The organism is Sphingobium sp. R-21 (genome assembly GCF_049913335.1).
Taxonomy (GTDB): domain Bacteria; phylum Pseudomonadota; class Alphaproteobacteria; order Sphingomonadales; family Sphingomonadaceae; genus Sphingobium.
In genome coordinates, this window is sequence record NZ_CP184375.1 from 1,441,019 (window position 1) to 1,460,494 (window position 19,476).

Annotated in this window: 18 protein-coding genes; 6 read left to right on the plus strand and 12 right to left on the minus strand. The window is 64.3% G+C overall.

Annotated elements, in window-relative coordinates; translation table 11 throughout:
- Positions 1–209 precede the first annotated feature (209 nt).
- Positions 210–1,193, plus strand: a complete 984-nt coding sequence (locus ACN9MX_RS21045) for a TauD/TfdA dioxygenase family protein (RefSeq protein ID WP_363828942.1) — start codon at positions 210–212, stop codon at positions 1,191–1,193.
- A gap of 52 nt (positions 1,194–1,245) precedes the next feature.
- Here ACN9MX_RS21045 and ACN9MX_RS21050 read toward each other — a convergent pair whose 3' ends face one another.
- Positions 1,246–2,058, minus strand: coding sequence for an enoyl-CoA hydratase/isomerase family protein (locus ACN9MX_RS21050; protein WP_363828944.1), 813 nt, complete (start codon positions 2,056–2,058; stop codon positions 1,246–1,248).
- A gap of 139 nt (positions 2,059–2,197) precedes the next feature.
- On the opposite strand from ACN9MX_RS21050, the gene ACN9MX_RS21055 reads away from it, so the two are divergent.
- The gene (locus ACN9MX_RS21055; RefSeq protein WP_363828946.1) at positions 2,198–3,448 is read left to right on the plus strand and encodes an MFS transporter; all 1,251 of its coding nucleotides are present in this window, start codon (positions 2,198–2,200) and stop codon (positions 3,446–3,448) included.
- A 10-nt stretch (positions 3,449–3,458) separates the two neighbouring features.
- Here ACN9MX_RS21055 and ACN9MX_RS21060 read toward each other — a convergent pair whose 3' ends face one another.
- The 3 genes from ACN9MX_RS21060 to ACN9MX_RS21070 all read right to left on the minus strand — a co-directional run bounded on the left by ACN9MX_RS21060 (position 3,459) and on the right by ACN9MX_RS21070 (position 6,065).
- Positions 3,459–4,364 (minus strand): acyl-CoA thioesterase, encoded by a 906-nt coding sequence (locus ACN9MX_RS21060; protein ID WP_363828949.1) that lies wholly within the window; start codon positions 4,362–4,364, stop codon positions 3,459–3,461.
- On the minus strand, positions 4,361–5,326 hold the full coding sequence (locus ACN9MX_RS21065) for an SDR family NAD(P)-dependent oxidoreductase (protein ID WP_363828951.1): 966 nt from the start codon (positions 5,324–5,326) through the stop codon (positions 4,361–4,363). The genes ACN9MX_RS21060 and ACN9MX_RS21065 overlap by 4 nt, the downstream gene beginning before the upstream one ends.
- 97 nt (positions 5,327–5,423) lie before the next feature.
- Complete coding sequence (locus ACN9MX_RS21070) at positions 5,424–6,065, minus strand: TetR/AcrR family transcriptional regulator (protein WP_133651334.1); 642 nt, start codon at positions 6,063–6,065, stop codon at positions 5,424–5,426.
- 96 nt (positions 6,066–6,161) lie between these two features.
- Here ACN9MX_RS21070 and ACN9MX_RS21075 point away from each other — a divergent pair, with 96 nt between their 5' ends.
- The gene (locus ACN9MX_RS21075; RefSeq protein ID WP_363828954.1) at positions 6,162–7,904 is read left to right on the plus strand and encodes an N-acyl-D-amino-acid deacylase family protein; all 1,743 of its coding nucleotides are present in this window, start codon (positions 6,162–6,164) and stop codon (positions 7,902–7,904) included.
- Between the two features lie 74 nt (positions 7,905–7,978).
- On the opposite strand, the gene ACN9MX_RS21080 is transcribed toward ACN9MX_RS21075, so the two are convergent.
- A complete protein-coding gene (locus tag ACN9MX_RS21080) occupies positions 7,979–8,617 on the minus strand; it encodes a TetR/AcrR family transcriptional regulator (protein WP_363828956.1) in 639 nt (212 codons plus the stop codon).
- An 84-nt stretch (positions 8,618–8,701) separates the two neighbouring features.
- Between ACN9MX_RS21080 and ACN9MX_RS21085 the strand changes: the two genes are divergently transcribed.
- Together ACN9MX_RS21085 and ACN9MX_RS21090 are read left to right on the plus strand one after the other, a co-directional pair.
- Positions 8,702–9,856, plus strand: coding sequence for a Gfo/Idh/MocA family protein (locus ACN9MX_RS21085; protein WP_363828959.1), 1,155 nt, complete (start codon positions 8,702–8,704; stop codon positions 9,854–9,856).
- A 76-nt stretch (positions 9,857–9,932) separates the two neighbouring features.
- The gene (locus ACN9MX_RS21090; RefSeq protein ID WP_363828961.1) at positions 9,933–10,934 is read left to right on the plus strand and encodes a hypothetical protein; all 1,002 of its coding nucleotides are present in this window, start codon (positions 9,933–9,935) and stop codon (positions 10,932–10,934) included.
- Between the two features lie 61 nt (positions 10,935–10,995).
- On the opposite strand, the gene ACN9MX_RS21095 is transcribed toward ACN9MX_RS21090, so the two are convergent.
- From ACN9MX_RS21095 to ACN9MX_RS21115, 5 genes are all read right to left on the minus strand, one after another.
- On the minus strand, positions 10,996–12,303 hold the full coding sequence (locus ACN9MX_RS21095) for a DUF1214 domain-containing protein (protein ID WP_363828963.1): 1,308 nt from the start codon (positions 12,301–12,303) through the stop codon (positions 10,996–10,998).
- 99 nt (positions 12,304–12,402) lie between these two features.
- Positions 12,403–13,170, minus strand: a complete 768-nt coding sequence (locus ACN9MX_RS21100) for an SDR family NAD(P)-dependent oxidoreductase (protein WP_363828966.1) — start codon at positions 13,168–13,170, stop codon at positions 12,403–12,405.
- Between the two features lie 71 nt (positions 13,171–13,241).
- Positions 13,242–13,796, minus strand: coding sequence for a nuclear transport factor 2 family protein (locus ACN9MX_RS21105; protein WP_363828968.1), 555 nt, complete (start codon positions 13,794–13,796; stop codon positions 13,242–13,244).
- On the minus strand, positions 13,793–14,923 hold the full coding sequence (locus tag ACN9MX_RS21110; protein WP_363828970.1) for an NADH:flavin oxidoreductase: 1,131 nt from the start codon (positions 14,921–14,923) through the stop codon (positions 13,793–13,795). The genes ACN9MX_RS21105 and ACN9MX_RS21110 overlap by 4 nt, the downstream gene beginning before the upstream one ends.
- A 1-nt stretch (position 14,924) precedes the next feature.
- Positions 14,925–15,728 (minus strand): enoyl-CoA hydratase/isomerase family protein, encoded by an 804-nt coding sequence (locus ACN9MX_RS21115; protein WP_363828972.1) that lies wholly within the window; start codon positions 15,726–15,728, stop codon positions 14,925–14,927.
- Between the two features lie 184 nt (positions 15,729–15,912).
- On the opposite strand from ACN9MX_RS21115, the gene ACN9MX_RS21120 reads away from it, so the two are divergent.
- A complete protein-coding gene (locus tag ACN9MX_RS21120; RefSeq protein WP_363828975.1) occupies positions 15,913–17,142 on the plus strand; it encodes a CaiB/BaiF CoA transferase family protein in 1,230 nt (409 codons plus the stop codon).
- A 59-nt stretch (positions 17,143–17,201) separates the two neighbouring features.
- Here ACN9MX_RS21120 and ACN9MX_RS21125 read toward each other — a convergent pair whose 3' ends face one another.
- Complete coding sequence (locus ACN9MX_RS21125; RefSeq protein ID WP_363828977.1) at positions 17,202–18,368, minus strand: sulfotransferase family protein; 1,167 nt, start codon at positions 18,366–18,368, stop codon at positions 17,202–17,204.
- Positions 18,368–19,381: an alcohol dehydrogenase catalytic domain-containing protein gene (locus ACN9MX_RS21130; protein ID WP_363828978.1), complete on the minus strand. Its 1,014-nt coding sequence runs from the start codon at positions 19,379–19,381 to the stop codon at positions 18,368–18,370. The genes ACN9MX_RS21125 and ACN9MX_RS21130 overlap by 1 nt, the downstream gene beginning before the upstream one ends.
- Between the last annotated feature and the right edge of the window lie 95 nt (positions 19,382–19,476).

Below are 19,476 nucleotides of genomic sequence, written 5' to 3' on the forward strand. Positions count from 1 at the left end.
ATGGAGGAAGCAATAGGCGCCGGTGCCGGAGGACCCGGAACGATGTCATCAGATTTCTGATGAGTTGCCCCAAGTCCCCCCAAGATCATTGTTCAATGATCCTGAATGGTTTTTTCGTAAATTGCCCGATTATACAGGCGACCGATAAGGTTTAGCATGATCGCACTGGTCCGCCATCACGGCCCGGCGGCATATGCGAGGAGAGGATAATGCTGAAGGAAAACGAGGTTCGGGAAAAAGCCGGGATCAAGGTCCGCGCGCTCAGCCCCGGTTTCGGTGCGGAGATCATCGGTGTCGATCTTTCGCGTCCGGTGGACGATGCCACGGCCGAGGCCATTCGCGACATATGGATCGAGGCGGGACTGCTGCTGGTCCGCGATCCGAAGGCCGACGATGAAGCGCAGATGCGCCTGAGCCGTCTGTTCGGCGATATGGAACCGGCCGCCACGGCGGACATGAACGATCCCAACAACCAGTTCATGATGACGCTGAAACATGATCCCGCGGACGACAAGCCCCGGTTCCAGACCGATTATAATTTCGGCGGCCATGACCGGGCGGGCTATATTCCCTGGCACTGGGACCAGAGCTTCATGCCGACCATCGTGCGCGGCGCCGTGCTGCGCATGGAACAGCCGGCCACGCAGCTTGGCCGGACGGGGTTCATCGATGCGATCGAGGCCTATGAACGGCTGTCGCCCGAGATGAAGGAGAAGATCGATGGCATGGAAGTCGTCTATCATTTCGTGACCGACTTCCTGGAGTGCAAATATGGCGTGCCCGCGGACCTGCGCGCCCTGCCGCGCGCCAAGCCATCGAGCGGGGCGAAATATGATTTCCCGCCCGTGGTCCATCCGATGGTCATCACGCAAAGGGAAACGGGCCGCAAGGCACTCAAGATCTCGCCATTGCAGGCGCAGTATATTCTGGGCATGGATCGGGCCGAAAGCGATGCACTGCTGGCCGAACTGGCGGCTCATCTGACCGACGAGCGATATGCCTATTTCCACGACTGGCAGCGGAACGACATGCTGGTGTGGGACAATTGGCGGATGATCCACCATGCCGAGGGCGTGCCGCTGAACGTGCCGCGCAGCGCCCGCCGCACCACGATCATGGGCGACTATGCGGTGGGCCGCTATCTCGACCCCACGCTGGACCGCAACCGGGCGGTGAAGCGGATCGTCGACTGACGGCGCGTGGCGCCCGGCCGCCTGCATCAGGCGGCGGCCGGGACCCCCGGCCCTATCGTCCCGAGAAGCGGGGCGGCCGCTTTTCCATGAAGGCGGCGGTCGCCTCCCTGTAATCCTCTGTCATCGTGCCCAATATCTGGGTGCGGTTTTCCGCCTGTATCGCGGCGTCATAGCTGCCGGCGTCCAGATTGGCCCACATCAACGCCTTGGTATGGGCGACGGAATAGGGGCTGTTGGCAAGGACGGAGCGCGCATAGGCGATGCTGTCGTCGATCAGCGACTGCGGCTCCGAAAGCGAACGGACCAGGCCGATGCGTTCGGCCTCCCCAGCCTCGATCGCGCGGCCGGTCAGCAGGATGTCGAAGGCGCGGGCGGCGCCGATCATGCGGGGCAGCAGATAGGAAATGCCGCTTTCGCCGCCGGTCAGGCCGATCCGCACCGCCGCCACCAGAAATTTCGCGGCAGGGGTCGCGATCCGCACGTCGGCGCTGAGCGCGATCGCCATGCCCGCGCCCACGGCCGGGCCGTTGACGGCCGCGATCACCAGCTTCGGCATGGCCCGGATGCGTCCGCCCATGCCGGCGAACTGCTGCTGCCAGTGCAGTTTCTCGATGACGCCGCTGGCGCCCGTCTGGTTGCGCTGATTGGATGCGGCAAGGTCCTGGCCAGAACAGAAGCCGCGCCCGGCGCCAGTGATGATCACCGCCCGGCACGTGGGATCGGCCGCCAGTTCGTCCAGCAATCCGTTGAAATGCGCGACAGTCTCGCGAAGCAGGGCGTTCATCCGCGCGGGCCGGTTGAGCGTCAGCAGCACGATGCCGTCATCCTGTCCCGGCCGCTCAACGACAATATCTTCCTCGACCATCACCCTCTCCTGACCGACCTCTTCGCGAAGGTGCGACCGCCGCCGCCACATTGGCAAGCGGAAGATGCGTTCCCTACACATATGCGTAGAAAAGAGGGGCGGCTGTTCCCATCACGCGCTTTCGCGCAGAAACAGGGGCATGAGCCAGCACCAGCCCCCCGCCGCCGGAGCATCCCAGTTGCGCCTTGTCGCGCAGGAATGGGGGCGCGCCTGGCGTCCGGGCGTTGCGGCATTGTTCGCAGGATCGCTGGGCTATTCCCTGTACCCGGCGGTATCCAGCCTGTTCGTGGAGCCCCTGCAACAGCAATTCGGCTGGTCCCGCGGCGACATAGCCTTCGTTCACAGCTTCGGCCTGATCATCGCCTTCATCGCGCCGGTCATCGGCCGGATGACCGATCGTTACGGGGTCAGGCCGATATTGTCGGCGGGCCTGCTGATGACCGCCATCGGCTATGGCCTGCTCGCTTCGATGAGGGGGTCGCTCGGCTATTTCTATGTGGTGCATTTCGGCTTTGCGCTGGTCGGCATGGCAACGACCGGCATCACCGTCACCCGCATCCTGAGCGGCGCGTTCGAGCGGACGCGGGGAACGGCTCTGGCCATTGGCCGGTCCGGTCTGGCGGTCGCGGGGGGATTGATGCCGATGGCGCTCTATCCCGTGGTGCTGCGCTTCGGTACGGCAGGCGGCTATCTGCTGCTTGCCGCCTTCATCCTTCTGGTCGCCCTGCCTCTCATCTGGTTCTGGGTGCCCTCCCGCGCCATGGAGTTGCGGTCCGGTCGCGGATCGCTTCCGCCCGCGGACAGCGCCCTGTCCCTGTTGGCCAATGGGAAGGTCCGCATCCTGATCGCGGCCTCCGTCCTGAACTATGTGCCGGTGGTGGCGCTGCTTTCCCAGATGAAGCCTCTGGCGGTGGAGAAGGGTCTTGATGCCCTGGCCGCGGTCGGTGCCGTGTCGGTCATGGGGGCAGCGGCAGCCATGGGGGCCTTGCTCAGTGGCGTTCTGGTCGATCGTTTCTGGGCTCCGGCAGTCGCGTTCGTCCTCAACTTCGCGCCTGCCATCGGCTGCCTGCTGCTGCTCCAGCACGACGTGCCGCCCGCGCTTTTCTATGGCGCGGTATTGATGATCGGGCTTGGCCAGGGCGCGGAGATCGATATCGTGGCCTTCATGATCGCGCGCTATTTCGGGCTGCGCAGCTATGCCACCATCTACAGCCTGTCGACCCTGGGCATTGCGCTGGGCGTTGCGATGGGCGCCAGCCTGATCGGCATGGCCTATGATCATTTCGGCGGCTACGACATTGCGTTGATGGCCTGTTCAGGCAGTTTCTTCCTGGCGGCCCTGTTCTACCTGATGATGGGCCGCTACCCGGAGGGCGACCAGCCGGAGTGAGCCGCCCGCCTCAACCACGCAATCGGCGCAACAGGCATTCCTGCGCCGTCGAGGCGACGAGACGGCCGTCGCGGTCGAAAATCTGACCCCTGGAAAGGCCGAGCCCGTCGCTGGCCGAGGGGCTGGACGTCTGATGCAACATCCACTCCTCGCAACGGGCGGGGCGGTGGAACCACATCGAATGATCCATGCTGGTGATCAGGAATTCGCCGCTGTTGGTGGGCAGGAAATGCGGAATGGCCGATGCACCGCCCAGCCAGTAATCGCTGGCGAAGGCGAGCAGGCATTGCTGCAGCCGGGCATCGTCGACGGCGGCGGCCCCCGACTGCCGGAACCAGAAGGATCGCGCCGCCTCGGCAGGGCGTGCCAGCAAGTAGCTTTCCGGTGCGATCGGGCGCATCTCTATGACCAGCGCCGCCGCGAAATTATGGGTGACCGCCCGCGCCAGTTCCCCCGCCCGTTCGCGGACGAAATGCTGGATCGAGGCCACTTCTTCGGGCGGCGGCACGAGGGGCATCGATGCGTCCTGATGGACGAAGCCATCCTCCGCCGCGTGGAATTCGGCCATCATCGTGAAAATCGTCTGCCCATCCTGACGGGCGGTGATCAGGCGGTTGGCGAAACGACGGCTGTCGCGCAGGCGCGTCACCTGATAGTCGATCGGCATGTCGGTGCGGCCGGCGGCCAGGAAATAGGCGTGGAACGAACTGGCCGGCAGCGCCTCCACCGTCTTCATCGCCGAAAGCAGGGACTGGGCGAGCAAGCGACCGCCAAATACCGATCCGATATGATTCCTCGCCCCGGCCGATCCGATGAAACGGTCGGGGCCGGACTGCGTCACGTCGAGGACGTTGGAAATCGGTTCGCGCGTCGGCGCATGGTCATCCCTGTCCACGGGGGCGTCCACCGCGATCACCCATCCAGCCCCAGGGCGCGCCGCGCCGCCAGCACCGTGTCCATCTCGTCCAGGCCGCTCAACGGCACGTCATAGTCGGCGCGATCGTCAATCTGGCCAATATGGGCAGCGATGTCGTCACAGTCGGGCGCATCCGGGCCGGGGCTGTACCATCCGCGGGTCAGGCCGACGAACAGTCGCGAATATTTGCCGCCCAGCACCGAATACATGTGCTGGGAGGAGGCGCAGTCCCGACTGGCCATGTAACAGGCCAGGGCGGCGACGAATTCCGGCTTCATGCCCTCGATGAAATGGCGGGTGCGCGCGCCGGCGGCCTTGAGGAAATCGACGTCCGGGCGCTGATCGATCGGCGTGCCGCCCAGCCGGCCGCCCTGCGCGTTGGGGAACAGGGTATTGACGGCGATCCCGGCCGGCGCCTCCTGCGCGATGACGTTCATCAGGCCGATCAACGCGGTCTTGGCGGCGCCGTAATTGGCGCGATAGGGATTGCCGAACACGCCCGATTGCGAACTCACCAGAACGATCCGGCCATAGCCCTGGCGGGTCATGGCGCGATAGGCGGGCTGGCATATGTTGAAGGCGCCCTTCAGATGGACCGCCAATACGGATTCGAGATCCTCCTCGCTCAATGCGCCGAAGGCGCCGTTGCGCTGGTTCCCGGCGTTGGAGATGACGATGTCCACCCGTCCGAAGGCGTCCAGCGCGGCATCGATGATGGCCCGGCCCCCGGCCTCCGTCGCGACGGTGTCGTAGTTCGCGATCGCGCGGGCGCCCATCCCGGCAAGTTCGTCGACGACCGCGTCCGCATAGCCGGTGGAACCGCCCTGTCCCGTCGGATCGCCGCCCAGATCATTGGCGACCACCGCCGCGCCCCGGCGCGCCAGTTCCCGGCAGAAGGCCGAACCGAGTGCGCCGCCAGCACCCGTGACCACGGCCACCTGCCCACTGAAATCAATCGCCATCCGCGCCTCCTTTTGGGCGCGACCATGGCGGCCGCCCGGCATTCCGCCAAGCCGGGCGATGGAATTTCGGCCATGTGATGGATCGATGGACGGAGAGCTAATCCTTCCTGGGTTCGCTGGCCTTGAAAAGCATTCGTGCCAGCACGCCTTCCTCCACGTCCGTATCCGGCCCGCCCTCGGGGAAGAACCAGTCGCCGAGCAGCACCGAACCTGCCAGCATGCCGAAGCCATAGCGAACCATCAGTTCCGGCGGCACGTCGAATTCCAGTCCGGCCTGCTGATATTGCGAACGGATCCGGGCCACGGCCCGGGCGAAATAGTCATCCATTCCATGAATGGCCGCCAGATCCACGTCCCCCCTGGACTTGACCATTGCCAGGAGCAGGTCGGCATGGTCGCGCAGAAAGGGGTAGAGCGCCTGGACATAACGCATGCTGCGTTCTTCCCGGTCAGGCGGCAGGGTATCGCTGAAGGCCAGGAATTCCCGGAAACGGGCATTGAAAGGCTCTATCACCGCTTCGGTGAACAGCGCCTCCTTGCTGCCGAAATTGTTGAAGATCAGCGGTTCCGACACTTCCGCGCGCGCAGCGATATGGCGCGTGGTCGCACCGGAAAAACCCCGCTCCGCAAAAACGGCACGGGCGGCATCGAGGATGAGCGCGCGGATTTCCGCCGTGGAGCGCCGCGCGCGGCGGCGGCGCGCAATGACCTCAGTCGACCGATCGGAAATGTCATGCATGCGTCATTAAGCCATTGTCCTGTCTTCGCGGATGCTATAAATAGCACATACTATTTATCTCCGCGACTCCGTTGCGGCGATTCTGAAAGGAGAGGCATGAGCAGTCAATTCGATGTGGTGATCCGCGGCGGCACAATCGTGGACGGCACCGGAGCCCAGCCTTATGTCGCCGATATCGGCGTGAAGGATGGCATCATCACGCAGATCGGCGCGATCGATGCGTCGGCGCGCGAGGAAATCGATGCGCGCGGCCTGACCGTGACGCCGGGCTTCGTCGATGTTCACACTCATTATGACGGCCAGATCACCTGGGAAAACCGCATGGCCCCTTCATCCAATCACGGCGTCACGACCGTGGTGATGGGCAATTGCGGCGTGGGATTCGCGCCGGTGCGCGATGGCGACCATCAATTGATGATCAAGCTGATGGAGGGCGTCGAGGACATCCCCGAAGTCGTCATGGCCGCAGGCGTGCCGTTCAACTGGAACAGCTTCCCCGAATATCTGGATGCGCTGGAACAGCGCGTGTCCGACGTCGATTTCGCGACGCAGATCCCGCACAGCCCGCTGCGCGTGTTCGTCATGGGCGAGCGGGGCGCCAATCTGGAACCGCCGACGCTGGAGGATCTGGTCGAGATGCGCCGCTGCGTCAGCGAGGCGGTAAAGGCCGGCGCGCTGGGCGTCGCCAGTTCGCGCAACCTTTTCCACCGCTTCCGTTCCGGCGAGCTCGCGCCCTCCGTCACGACCGAACTGGACGAGGTGCTGGCCCTGGCAGAGGGTCTGAAGGATGCGGGCGCGGGCACCTTCCAGTGCAATCCCAATCTGGACAATGATGCCGAGGTAGAGCTGAAGATCTTCCGCACCATCGCGCGGGAGGCGGGCGTCCCCGTGACGTTCAGCCTGATCGCCATGCCGACCCGGCCGGAAAATTGGGACGGCTATGTCGCGGGCGTGCGCCAGGCGGCGGAGGACGGTCTTGCCATACGCTGCCAGTTCATGCCGCGCCCGATGGGGGTGATGTATGGGCTGGACCTCAGCTATCATCCCTTCTCGCTCAATCCCAGCTACCGTCCGCTGGCGAAGCTGCCCCTGGAGGAAAAGGTGGCGCGCATGCGCGATCCCGAACTTCGCGCGCGCCTGATCGCGGAGGAACCGGACGATCCCAACCCCGCTTTCGTCGGGCTGATCAAGTCGATCAGCGCCCTGTTCCGCATCGGCGATCCGGCCGATTATAATTTCGCGGCGGAAGACAGCATCCAGGCGGAGGCGGCGCGGCGCGGCGTCAACCCGCGCGAGATGATCTACGATGCGCTGCTGGAGGATGAAGGACGCGCGATCCTGTGTTCCTATTCGTCGGACGTGCCGGAATATCTGGCCAAGAGTCGCGACCTGATCGGGCAGGACAATATGATCGTCGCCCTGGGCGATGGCGGCGCGCATTACGGCATGATCTGCGACGCGGCCTATACCACCTACCTGCTGACTGGGCGGCTGGGCCGGGATGGGCTGGACCTGCCCACCGCGGTCAAGGCGCTGACTAGCCAGCCGGCAAACTCCGTGGGCCTGCGCGATCGCGGCGTCCTCAGCGTTGGGTACAAGGCGGACATCAATGTCCTGGACCTGCCCAACATGATCCTGCACCGGCCGCAGGTGATCGCGGACCTTCCGGCAGGCGGCAAGCGGCTGTCGCAAAAGTCCAAGGGTTATGTCGCGACCCTCGTCAGCGGAGCCGTGACCTATCGCAACGGCGAGGCGACCGACGCGCTTCCGGGCCGCCTGGTGCGTGGTGTACGCGGCGCTCCGGCGACCGCGCAGGCCAGGCAGCATGAAATCGCCTGAGATGGAGTGTCGGCGCGGATAAGGGGCGCGCAGACATGCCAGAAGACCGGCACGGTTATCCGTGCCGGTCTTTTTCATTGTCGGTCTTTTTCATTGCGGAACAGCGGCGTCAGCAACGCCATCGCCGATGCGATCCGTTCCCCCGACTCCCGTTCGGAACATTGCAGCAGGCCATCATGGCCGCCGGTGACAAGCGCGCCGAATTGCCGCGCGAGCAGGGCCGGGTCGTGACTGGCAAGCCGCCCCTCCCGCGCCAGCTCCTCCAGCCAGAGGACCAGCGGCGCGGCCACGTCGCGGCTTTCCAGCAGGATCTGCCGCGCCAGTTCAGGGAAGCGGCCGGCCTCGAAAATCACGAGGCGGAGGAATCGATCGGCGGCGGGATCGGCAGTCGCTTCGGCAATCGCGACGGCAAAGTCGGCGAGCACGTCGATCGGATCGCGCCCCTCTGTCGCGACCGCAGCGAAGCGGTGCGCCGGGACGCGGCAGGCATAGCTGCAGATCGCGCGAAACAGGGCAGGCTTGTCAGCATAGCGGGCATAGAGCGTCGTCTTGCTGATGCGGGCGCGGCGCGCCACTTCCGCCATGGTCACGCCGGCAAAACCACGCTGCTCGAACAGCGCCCCGGCAGCCTCCATGATGGCCTGCTCCCGCGCTTGCGCCTCGTCGGCCGTGGGTCGACCGCGTCGACGGGAGGCGTGCCGCGCAATCATCATATTCCTGATCCCCTTCCTGCTTGCGCAGGCCCCATTTTAATTGGACAGATTGGTTCAATTAGAACGGAATGAAGGTGCAGGGCAATGGCGGATACACTCAAGGTCGGGATCATCAGCGCCAACTGGAGCCTCAAGGTGCATGGCGCGGCCTGGCGCCGGATCGAGGGCGTGGAAGTCGCCGCCATCTGCACATCCAGGCAGGAAACGGCGGAGCGGGCCGCACGCGAATATGACATCCCCAAGGCCTATTGGAACCATGAGGAAATGTCGGCCGATCCGGACCTGCACATCATCGATGTCGGCACGCGGCCGTCCTTCCGCTTTCCCATGGTCATGGCCGCGCTGAAGAACGGCAAGCATGTCTATGACGCCCTGCCCTTCGCGGTCAGCCTGTCCGACGCCGAAGCGATGCGCGACGCGCAAAAGGCGGCCGGGGTCGTCGGCGTCGTCGACGCGCAGTTCCGATGGTCCCCGCATGCGCAGAAGATGAAGCGCATGATTGATGAAGGTTTCATTGGCCGCCCGCTTGGCTTCAACGTGCAGCTCATGTTGCCGCTGATCGTCGCCAACGACAAACCCTATGCCTATTGCGCCTATTCGGAGCATACCGACCCATATTACTGGCTGGCGGAAAAGAGCAGCGGCGGCAGCGCCTGGCGCAATTTCGCGACTCATTCGCTGCTGTTCCTGACGCATCTGATCGGCCCAGTGGCGGAGGCGACCGGCATGTTGACGACCGGCGTGCCCGAATGGTTCCTGCCCAATGGCGAAGTGTTGCGCCCGGAAACGCACGACCTGGGCAGCGCGGTGCTGCGCATGGAAAATGGCGCGATCGGCAGCCTGCAGGCGGGATGGTGCGTGCCCGACACCGAAGGATGGCGCGTGGAAGTGTGGGGCGACAGGGGCCGGCTGCTGCTGGTCGACGACAGTTTCGGCAATTTTCCGTCGGCCAAGCTCTATGCCGGCGACGCGCGGCTGCTGACCTATGGCCAGCGGACCTGCGAGGAGGTGACGGTGGACGATGCAGTCTACGCCATTCCCGGCGTCGAAGGCGCAACGGCGGAACCGCGCGCCTTCGCTGCCATGGACTGGATGTTCCGGAATATGGTCGATGCCATTCACCACGGAACGGAAGGATCGCCCAGCTTTACCGAGGCCGCAGCCGTGCACCGCGTGGTCGAGGCAGTCGAGCGGGCCAATGCCGAAAGGCGTTGGGTCACGATGCAGGAAATGGGGTGAGCCGCACCGGCGCCACACCATCACGACCATATGAACAACCGATCCTGTGCCGCGGGATAATATCGGGAGAGAATCCATGCTGAGAATAGACAAGCGTATCGATGTCACGGCGGCCGCACCGCATTTGGGGGACAAGGTCGAAATGGCCGTGACGCTGACCCTGCCCGATCCGTCGGCCATGCCGGACCGGCCGGTCGCGATCTTCGCCTGTCCGGGTGGCGGATATTCGCGCCACTATTTCATGATGAATTTCGATCGTCATGAAGGCTATGACGAGGCGGAATGGCAGGCCCGCCACGGCATGATCCACGTCGCGATCGATCATGTGGGCGTTGGCGAAAGCAGCATGCCCGATCTGTCGAAGATCGATTTCCAGACGATGGCCGCGACGCATGATTCCTGCGTGAAGCAGATTGCGGCTTCCCTGATCGAGGGTACGGCGGCGCAGGGCTTTCCCCGCCTGTCGTCGCTTTTCCTGGTGGGGATGGGGCAGTCCATGGGCGGTGGCGTCAGCATATTGACGCAGGGCCGTTTCGCAACGTTCGACGCGATCGCGCCCTTTGGCGTCAGCGCCATTCACACCGTCCTGCCGCAGCGCGACAAGGCCGCTTTCGAACATGGCATACGCCGTTTCGACAAGGTGGCGAGCGGTGAGGTCAAAAGCCATATCGAGCACGACCATGAGGGCGTCGATTATGTCTATCCATTCCACTGGGAAGACGTGCCCGCCGACATCCTGGACGACGACATGAAGGGCGGATATCCGATCCGGCAGACCACGCCGATCTATGGCAGCCTCACCATCCCGCATTGCGCGGTGCAGATGATGCTGCCCGGCGCCTTCGCGGAAGATGCCGCCCGCATCACGGTGCCGGTGCTTGTGGGCGATGGCGAGCGGGATACGTGCCCGGAGCCCTATCGGGAGCCGGCGGCCTATTCCGCTTCCCGCGACGTCTCGCTCTACATCGTGCCGCGCATGGCGCACATGCACAATTTCGCTTCGACGCGCGAGATATTGTGGCGGCGCCTGAACGACTGGTCGCGCATGGTTGCCGCCGCGCAAGACGAACCGCGCTGAACGGTCGCTGCCGACAGCGGAAATATCCGGCATCCCCTGCGGTGGGGATGCCGGATATTTCCTACCAGCGTCTGCGCATCTGCAGGCCCAGATTGCGCTTGCGCAACGTGGCTTCCCGTTCGGCGGGCGTCACGCGGGGGGTGTCGCCGGGCAGGTGACTGGCGAGTTCGGACAGCGGCACCTTCCTGATCGTCGGCATCGGATAGCTGTCCGCCCCGTGCCAGCGGCCCACCAGCATGCCGCGGCCATGGCCACCGCTGTCCAGCCAGTTGGCGACCCCCGGATCCTCCAGTGCGATCACGGCGCGGAACTTGCCGTCGCTGTCGAGCCTGGCCTGCATCGCGTTCAGGCTGCTCTGGCGATAGCCGAATTCTATCTGGTTCCAGAGTTCATCGTTCAACTGCACGTTCCAATATTTGCAGGTCTCAGGCAGTTCGGTTTCGAGGACAAGCGCTTCGCCCGGCTGATAGTCGTATATGCACCGGAAATATTTTTGCGGCCATTCGCCGCTATTGCCCAGATCTTCGAAGCCCGAAAGTTCCATGACGTTCAGACCCAGGTCCTGGATGACCTTGTTCTGATAACCGATGCAGATGCGGGAGAAGCGTTCCACGAATCCGCCCAGGATCGCATCGAGCCGTGCGGCAATTTCCTCCCGCGTCAGCCGGGGTTTGAGCGGCGGCTTGTCCAGTCGTTCTATGGCGAAGCGCGCGTCCACGTCGACGCCCCAGTCATAGGCGAACTGGCGGATCATGATGTCGCCGGCCTGGGGATCGAGATAACGCCAGTCGCCGGTCCAGTCCTTTGGCCTTTCCGTGCTGAATATCACCTCGAAATAGCCGTCCTTGCCCAGGGTCAGGCCGTCGGCATCATAATTGTTGAAGCCCGGACGGGGATCCTGCGTTCCGAACATGCCCCGCCCGACGGCGAAGCCCATGACCTTGTTGGTTCCTCGATAGCCGCTGATCCTGTAGACGCCGTCGCCACTGACCGGAGCGATATGGTAAATAGCGTCAGGATTGGGCTGGAGCAGGAAAATACTGTTTTCGAACGGCATCCAGTCGGGATGTTCGGGCGTGGACTGGAAATACCAGATATAGGATTGCGCGATATTCATCACCAACTGGCGATAGAGTTCGGCGCGGATCTGGTCATCCTGCGGAAAACCCGTGAGATCGTTGAGCCTGCCGGCCGGTTTCAGAAGGTCGACATAGGCGCTCCAGTTCCTGAGCGCGGCTGCGGTCGCGGCGCCGCCGTTCATGGTCGCGCCCCATGCACGGGCCGGCCGGCCGGCGACGGATATGCAGAGCGCGCTGCCCAGCAGGCCCCGTCGCGACAGGTCATGATCGTTGGCTTCGTCATCGGGCACTCTCCTTCTCCATATCGTCGCTTCATGCGGCCCGCACGCGACCGCGTACCGGCCGCGTCCCGGCCGTTGGGCGAGCCGCAGGGCGCAGGCGGGCCCGGCTCAGCTTCCGTGCCTGCGGCCGCCCGACACCTCTATCCCGCGGCCGGTGATCATGCTGGCCTCGTCGCTGGACAGGAACAGCACCGCGTTGGCGATCTCGCGCGGCGCAACGGCGCGGCGGATCACCTGGTTTTCACCGGCGATCTCGGCCTGCTCCTCCGCCGTGAACATGGATGCGATCTGCGGCGTGGCGGTCAATCCCGGCAATACGCTGTTCACCCGGATATTGTCGTCCGCATAGGCGCAGCTCGCATGATGGCTGAGATGGATGACGCCCGCCTTCGCCGCGGCATAGGAACAGGGCGCGGACGGCGTGTAGAGACGCGCGGCCATGGAGGCGGTGTTGACGATCGTGCCCCCGCCATTGGCCCTCATTACCGGGATCTCATATTTCATCGCCAGGAAGGTGCTGGTCAGGGAAATGCTGATCGTCCAGTTCCAGTCCTCCAGGCTCATCTCCTCGATGCTGCCTGGACGCGACATGCCGATATTGTTGAAGGCGTGGACGATGGGACCATGCGCCTCGTTTGCAGCCGCGATCGCGGCCTTGACCGAGGCTTCGTCCGTGGCGTCGGTGGCGACGAAAAGCGCCGTGCCACCCTGGGCCCGAATGGCATCGCGCACCGCCTCACCCTTGGCCGGGTCAAGCTCCGCGATCGTGACCTTCGCGCCTTCCTCTGCAAAGGCATGGGCCGTCGCCTCGCCAATGCCCGATCCGGCGCCGGTGATGAAAACCGATCGCCCCTCGAAACGCCGCCTGTCGCCCATCCTCGCTCTCCTGTTTCTCTTGGCCTGACTATCCTGGCCCATCTATCCTGGCCGGCCTGCTTGACCGCCCGTCAATGCGCCGGCTGGTCGGTCAGGCGGCTGATCTCCTGCCCGTCCATATCCGCCCAGAAGGACGCCCAACTGTCGAAATCCTGCGGAAGATCGGGTGGATTGTCATGGCCGGCCCAACCCGTGAAGGGCGCCGCCGGCCGCTCCTGCCAGTCCGCAGAATACCAGTGCTTTTCCCGGCGGCGGACGAAAAGCCATTCGCCGTCGCGCCGTTCATAGCTGTCGAAATAGGCGATCGCCATGACCACCCATTTGCCCTCATCCTCATGCTCGGCCCGGCAATAGACCACGCCATGCGCATGATCGGCATCGTCGAACTCTATCCGGTGCCCGCAAATCTGGTGAACCGAGCGATAGAATGTCCTGACCGCCGGCGTGATGATCGACTTCAGGACATCGCGTCCATTGCCGCGCCGTCCGCAATGGACGTCGGGAATGAACAGATTGACCCAGCCATCCATGTCGCGGCTGTCCACCGCGATCGCATAGCGTATCGGAAGCTGCTGGATCGCCGCCAGCGATTCCAGCCGGTCGATCCGCGCTTCCAGGTCATTCATGCCAATCGCTCCAGATTGGCGGGGTCGAACGGCAGGAAGGGTTCGTCCCGCTTCGCCTTGCCGAACCAGTCGGGATCGTTGAGGAGCGCCCGGCCGACGCCGACCAGGTCGAACTCGCCCTTTTCGAACCGTTCGATCAGCAGCGGCAGGTTGTTCACCGACTGCTGGCTGGCATCGATATGCTGCGCCTTGCCCCGCGCCTTGTCCAGCGCCACGCCGCCGACGGTCATCGATGCCTTGCCGGTCAGCTTCCTGGCCCAGCCCGCGAGGTTGAGCGGCGATCCTTCGAACGTCGGCGTGTCGAAATAACGCTGGCTGGCATCGAACAGATCGACGCCCGCGTCCGCCAGCGGCCCAAGCAACGCACCAAGGCCGTCAGGCGTGTCCGCAAGCACGGCGCGATAATCCTGCATCTTGAACTGGGAGAAGCGCAGGACGATCGGCATGTCCTCTCCGATCTCCGCGCGGATCGCCTTCACCACCGCCACGCCGAAGGCCGCCCGCTCGCCCCACTGGTCTTCGCGCCGGTTGGTGTAGTCCCACAGGAAACTGTCGATCAGATAGCCGTGCGCGCCATGGATCGCGATGCCGTCGACGCCCAGCGCCACCGCATTGCGCGCGGCCTGGCGGTATGCGGCGATGACGTCGGCAATATCGCTTTCGCTCATCGGCGGGACAGGGGACAGGCTCTCCACCCGTCCTTCCTCGCGGAAGGAGATCACGCCGTCCGGCGGCCCCCACAGTCCCGACGGCCGCATCGGATTGCCGGTTCCGGTGCCGGCATATTCGACATTCCACATCGGCCCCTGATGCCAGAGCTGGGGGATGATGCGCCCGCCCGCATCATGCACGGCCTCCACCACCCTGCGCCAGCCGGCCAGAACCTCGACACCGTCGATGCGCGGTATGTCGGGATGATCGACCGCGGCATAATGGGGCAGCGCCACGCCTTCGGTCAGGATCGCACCCAGTCCCGTCGCGGCGCGGCGGCCATAATAGCTCGCCACCTCCTCCGTCGGCACGCCGAACGGGGAGCGATAACGGGTCATCGGCGCCATCACCACGCGGTTGGGCAGCGTCAGGCCGCGCAGCGTGAGGGGGCGGAGCAGGGGATCGATGAGGCTCATCTCACTGTCCCTTGAACAAGGGCCTGCGCTTTTCGATGAAGGCGGTCCGCTTTTCCGCGGAGTCGGCCGTCGACTGGCTCATGAAGATGGCGCGGTTCTCCATCTCGATGGCGGCTTCCAGCCCAGGCGCATCGACATTGAACTGGAGCGAGCTCTTGGTGAGGGCAATGCCGATCGGGCTGTTGACCATCACCGCCTCGGCCAGCTTGAGCGCCTCCTCCATCAGGGCATCATCGTCGACGCAGCGCAGGATGAGGCCGATGCGCTCGGCCTCATCCGCCATGACGGGACGGCCGGTCAGCATCAGCTCTGCGGCCCGTTGAAGGCCGACGAGGCGCGGAAGCAGGTAGGAAAAGCCCATTTCATGCCCGGTTCCGGCATTGTGGAAGGCATTGACGAACTTGGCGGAGCGCGCCGCGATGGTCATGTCGGCGGCGATCGCGATCGGATAGCCGGCACCGGCCGTGACCCCGTTCACCGCGCAGATCACAGGTTGCGGCAGGGCGCGCATCAGGACCGGGATCTGCCCCAGCTTCGCCATGACGCGTTGCTGGAACTGCGCCTTGCCCAGCCCTTCGGCGACCCATTCGGGCTTGCCCGCCCCCCTGATGTCGTGGCCCGCGCAGAAACCCCGCCCCGCGCCGGTCAGAATGACCACCCGCACATCATGGTCGTAGCGCACGCCCTCCAGATGGTCGATCAGCTCCGCATACATGGTGTAGGTGAGTGAATTGAGGGCATCGGGCCGGTTAAGCGTCAGTCTGCAGACGCCCTCGACCGGCATGTCGCGCAAGATGTCGCCCATCTGACTCCCGTCCTTTTCTTTCATTCCGCCCGGCTGTGGACCATAGTCGACCAAAACACGAGGGCTGCGGAACCCCCGACGGCCTTCTTTGGAAAGCATATCATGGTTGTGAACAGGCATGGTCCGATCTTGTCATCATACCCTCAGGTGGCATGGGAAAATGCTATTTTCAGCAAGGTGATCCATGGCCAGACTGCCCCTTGAAAAGATCCGCGTGCTTGACCTGACCCGCGTTCTGGCGGGGCCGTTCGGGTCGCAGGTCCTGGCCGACATGGGCGCGGATGTGATCAAGATCGAACGCCCGGTCGTGGGCGACGATGCCCGCATTTTCGGCGAACCCTATCTGCGCGATGCGCAGGGGAAGCCGACGCGGGAAAATGCCTTCTACATGTCCGTCAACCGCAACAAGCGATCGGTCGCCCTCAACATCGCCAGCGCGAAGGGGCAGGAACTGATCCGCGAACTCGTCAAGTCCTGCGACGTGGTGATGGAGAATTACAAGGTCGGCGATCTCAAGCGCTATGGCCTCGACTATGAAAGCCTGAAGGCCGTCAATCCCCGCATCATCTACTGCTCCGTCACCGGCTATGGCCAGGACGGGCCGCTGGCGGGAAAGCCAGGCTATGACGCGGTGTTCCAGGGCGAGTGCGGCCTCATGAGCGTCACCGGCGTGCCGGAGGGCAAGCCGGGCGCCGGACCGATGAAGGTCGGCCCCAGCATCATCGACCTGTTCACCGGGCTGAACGTCGCCAATGCCATATTGGCCGCCCTGTATCATCGCGACGCCGCTGGCGGCGAGGGCCAGTATATCGACATCGCCCTGCTGGATTGCGGCGTGTCGGCGCTGTCGCATTATGCGCAGATCTACCTGACTTCGGGCGAGGTGCCGGTGCGCCGGGGCACCCAGGGCAATGGCGGCATGCCGACCAGCATGTTCCCGTGCAGCGACGGCGCCATCATGATCACGTCGGGCAACGACAAGCAGTATCTCGCGCTGTGCGACGCGGTCGGTCATCCCGAACTGAAGGACGATCCCCGTTTCTACACCAATGTCGAACGGGTGAAGAACCGGGACGAAATCACCGAGGTGTTCAACGCGATCTTCCAGACGAACAGCGTCGATTACTGGCTGGAGAAGCTGGGCGCGGCCGGCATTCCCAGCGGGCCGATCAATGATCTGGAGCAGGTGTTCGATTATCCGCAGGCCGTGCATCGGGGATTGCGCGTGCGCGCGCCGCATCCGCTGAAGTCCGATCTCGACGTGATCCGCAGTCCGCTCAATTTTTCCGAAACGCCGATCACCGACTATCGCGCCCCGCCGATGCTTGGGGAACATACGCGGGAGGTGCTGGCACAGGAACTGGGGCTGGACGCGGCCGCGATCGACGGGCTGGCCGAAGACGGGATCATCTGAAAACCTGCCGGAACGACGGCGCAGCGACCGGCCCATCAAGCGGTCGCTGCGCGCGCCCTTCAGATATAGCCGCGCCGCGATCGATAGGCGGCGAACCGTTCCTCCAGCCCCGCGCGGGTCAGGCCGAAATCCTCCGGGCTGTGCTTGGGCCCGGTGCCGGGCCTGTGGGGATGCGCATCGAGCCAGGCCTGCATCGCGCCTTCGGTTTCGGCCGTCAGCGTCAGGCCGAGGCGATCATAGATGGAGCGGATCGTGCTCATCTGGTCACGCGTGAAGTCGCGAAACTCGACATCGATGAAAGTGGCGTCGCTTTTCGCCCGCACCGCTTCGGCACGTTCCAGCGCCTGCGCCCACATCTCCGCTTCCCGCCGTCCGACATCGGCGCGGTTCGCCTTGTCGCCGCAAAAGGCCCTGCGCGCCGAGAAGATAAGGTTGCTGACGGAGGGCGTCGAATCCACCGGGTCACGGTGGGTCTGGATGATCTTCGCGTCCGGAAAGACGTTCAGCACCTCCTGCAGGGAAAAGAGATCCGTGGGATTCTTGAGCAGCCACCGGCGATCGTCCCCTGCGCCGATCAGGCGCAGCACGTCGGCAAGCCAGCGATAGCTGTCGGTGTCGTCCCGGCCCCGGTACCAGCGGTCGTAATTCGGCACGTCCCACATGGACGGCCACATGTTGCTGGCGAAGCTGGAGCCCAGGATGAACAGGGATTCCTCGATCCCTTCCGCCGTCATCATATGGTCGTCGGCCGATTCCGGCGACGCCTCCAGATAGGCGTCGAGCGACGCCTTTTCGGTCCGGTATTCGGCAATGGCGTCCCAGCTGTCCCGCGGCGGGCGGGGCATGGGGTAGACGGTCAGCCAATGTTCCGGTCCCTGGAATTGCGGATCGAGCGACATCAGCAGGTGCAGCGCGGTCGTACCCGAACGGACCAGGCCGGCGATGATGATCGGTTCCCTGATCGGCGTCTCCAGCACCTCCGGCCGCGCCTTCAGCCCCTTGACGGCCAAGGCGCGGGTATCGAGCGACTGACCGATGCGCCATGCGGTCGCCTGCACGCAGGCAGGTTCCAGGTCCAGCGCGCGGATGTCGGACAGCAGCAGGTCCAGCCCTTCCCGGAAAGCAGGGTCGCCAAAGTCGCTGAGGCCGGTGCGGGCCGTCGAGCCAGCCAGCAGGACATCGAGGGTCAGTTGCGGCTGGTCCTGCAAAACGGCTTCGCTGCTCATCAGGCGACGCTCCACGGATCGACGTGAATCTTGGTCTCGTTGGCGCCCGCCCGCAATTGTTCGAACAGGTCGGGAAAGGCGTCCAGGCCCACCGTCCTCGACACCATCAGGCGCGGCTCGACATGCCCGGCGTCCAGTGCATTGGCGCTATGTTCGAATTCGCGCAGGTCATAGGCGAAGGAGAATTTGATCGTGACCTGCTTCCATGTGGCGAGCGAAGGCAGGATCGGATCGGGCGAGGAGCAGAAGCCCAGCGACACGACTGTCCCGCCGGGGGCGACCAGCTCTACCGCCTTCTGCGTCATGCCGACCGCGCCGACGCATTCCAGCACGATGTCAGGCATACCTCCCAGGGCAGCGGAGACGCGTTCCATTTCGCCCTCGCCCAGTGCCTCGAAACTGTTGGCGCCCATCTGGATCGCCAGATCGGCGCGTCGCGCGGAGCGGGAAATGGCCACGATCTTCCCAGCGCCCAGCAGGCGCGCCCAGTAGATGACGGCAAGGCCGATCGATCCGGCACCCAGCACCGCGACCTTCGCCCCCGGCTGCATCTGCGCCAGCCGCACGCCGCGCAGGCCGACGGCCAGAGGCTCGATCAGCGCGCCATCGGCAGGCGTCAGGGTTTCGGGCAACAGCACCGAACTTGCGGCGGCGATCCGCATATATTCGCCGAAACCGCCGACAAGTCCCTGCATCTGCGCGCAGGCCATCGGATAGCCGGCAAGGCAGGGCGGACAACGGCCGCAGCCGGCGACCGGCATCGCGGTGACGAACTGGCCGACCTTCAGCCTTTCGACGCCCTTGCCCAGGGCGACGACCTCGCCGCAATATTCATGGCCGATGACGCTGTTGACGGGGAAATCATTGCCCTTGCCGGATGTCATGCTCAGATCCGTGCCGCAGACGCCGCAACGCGTCACCTTGATCACCGCCTCGCCCTCGCCGGGTTCGGGATCCGCCACGTTTTCGACGACTAACGGCGTACCAGCGCCCTTGAATATCGCTGCCCGCATCGCTCTCTCCCAAAATCTTGTGCCACGTTATATAGATACTAACGGGTATCTAAATTAACAAGCTATCGGCTTTGAAAATGTCGGCCTCCGGCCGA

Excerpts from the sequence above, each read along its gene's own strand:
- ACN9MX_RS21125 (WP_363828977.1), bottom strand. The coding sequence starts at position 18,368 with ATGAGCAGCGAAGCCGTTTTGCAGGACCAGCCGCAACTGACCCTCGAT.
- ACN9MX_RS21050 (WP_363828944.1), bottom strand. The coding sequence starts at position 2,058 with ATGGTCGAGGAAGATATTGTCGTTGAGCGGCCGGGACAGGATGACGGC.
- ACN9MX_RS21070 (WP_133651334.1), bottom strand. The coding sequence starts at position 6,065 with ATGCATGACATTTCCGATCGGTCGACTGAGGTCATTGCGCGCCGCCGC.
- ACN9MX_RS21090 (WP_363828961.1), top strand. The coding sequence starts at position 9,933 with ATGCTGAGAATAGACAAGCGTATCGATGTCACGGCGGCCGCACCGCAT.
- ACN9MX_RS21100 (WP_363828966.1), bottom strand. The coding sequence starts at position 13,170 with ATGGGCGACAGGCGGCGTTTCGAGGGGCGATCGGTTTTCATCACCGGC.
- ACN9MX_RS21080 (WP_363828956.1), bottom strand. The coding sequence starts at position 8,617 with ATGATGATTGCGCGGCACGCCTCCCGTCGACGCGGTCGACCCACGGCC.
- ACN9MX_RS21105 (WP_363828968.1), bottom strand. The coding sequence starts at position 13,796 with ATGAATGACCTGGAAGCGCGGATCGACCGGCTGGAATCGCTGGCGGCG.
- ACN9MX_RS21065 (WP_363828951.1), bottom strand. The coding sequence starts at position 5,326 with ATGGCGATTGATTTCAGTGGGCAGGTGGCCGTGGTCACGGGTGCTGGC.
- ACN9MX_RS21075 (WP_363828954.1), top strand. The coding sequence starts at position 6,162 with ATGAGCAGTCAATTCGATGTGGTGATCCGCGGCGGCACAATCGTGGAC.
- ACN9MX_RS21085 (WP_363828959.1), top strand. The coding sequence starts at position 8,702 with ATGGCGGATACACTCAAGGTCGGGATCATCAGCGCCAACTGGAGCCTC.
- ACN9MX_RS21110 (WP_363828970.1), bottom strand. The coding sequence starts at position 14,923 with ATGAGCCTCATCGATCCCCTGCTCCGCCCCCTCACGCTGCGCGGCCTG.
- ACN9MX_RS21045 (WP_363828942.1), top strand. The coding sequence starts at position 210 with ATGCTGAAGGAAAACGAGGTTCGGGAAAAAGCCGGGATCAAGGTCCGC.
- ACN9MX_RS21055 (WP_363828946.1), top strand. The coding sequence starts at position 2,198 with ATGAGCCAGCACCAGCCCCCCGCCGCCGGAGCATCCCAGTTGCGCCTT.
- ACN9MX_RS21115 (WP_363828972.1), bottom strand. The coding sequence starts at position 15,728 with ATGGGCGACATCTTGCGCGACATGCCGGTCGAGGGCGTCTGCAGACTG.
- ACN9MX_RS21120 (WP_363828975.1), top strand. The coding sequence starts at position 15,913 with ATGGCCAGACTGCCCCTTGAAAAGATCCGCGTGCTTGACCTGACCCGC.
- ACN9MX_RS21130 (WP_363828978.1), bottom strand. The coding sequence starts at position 19,381 with ATGCGGGCAGCGATATTCAAGGGCGCTGGTACGCCGTTAGTCGTCGAA.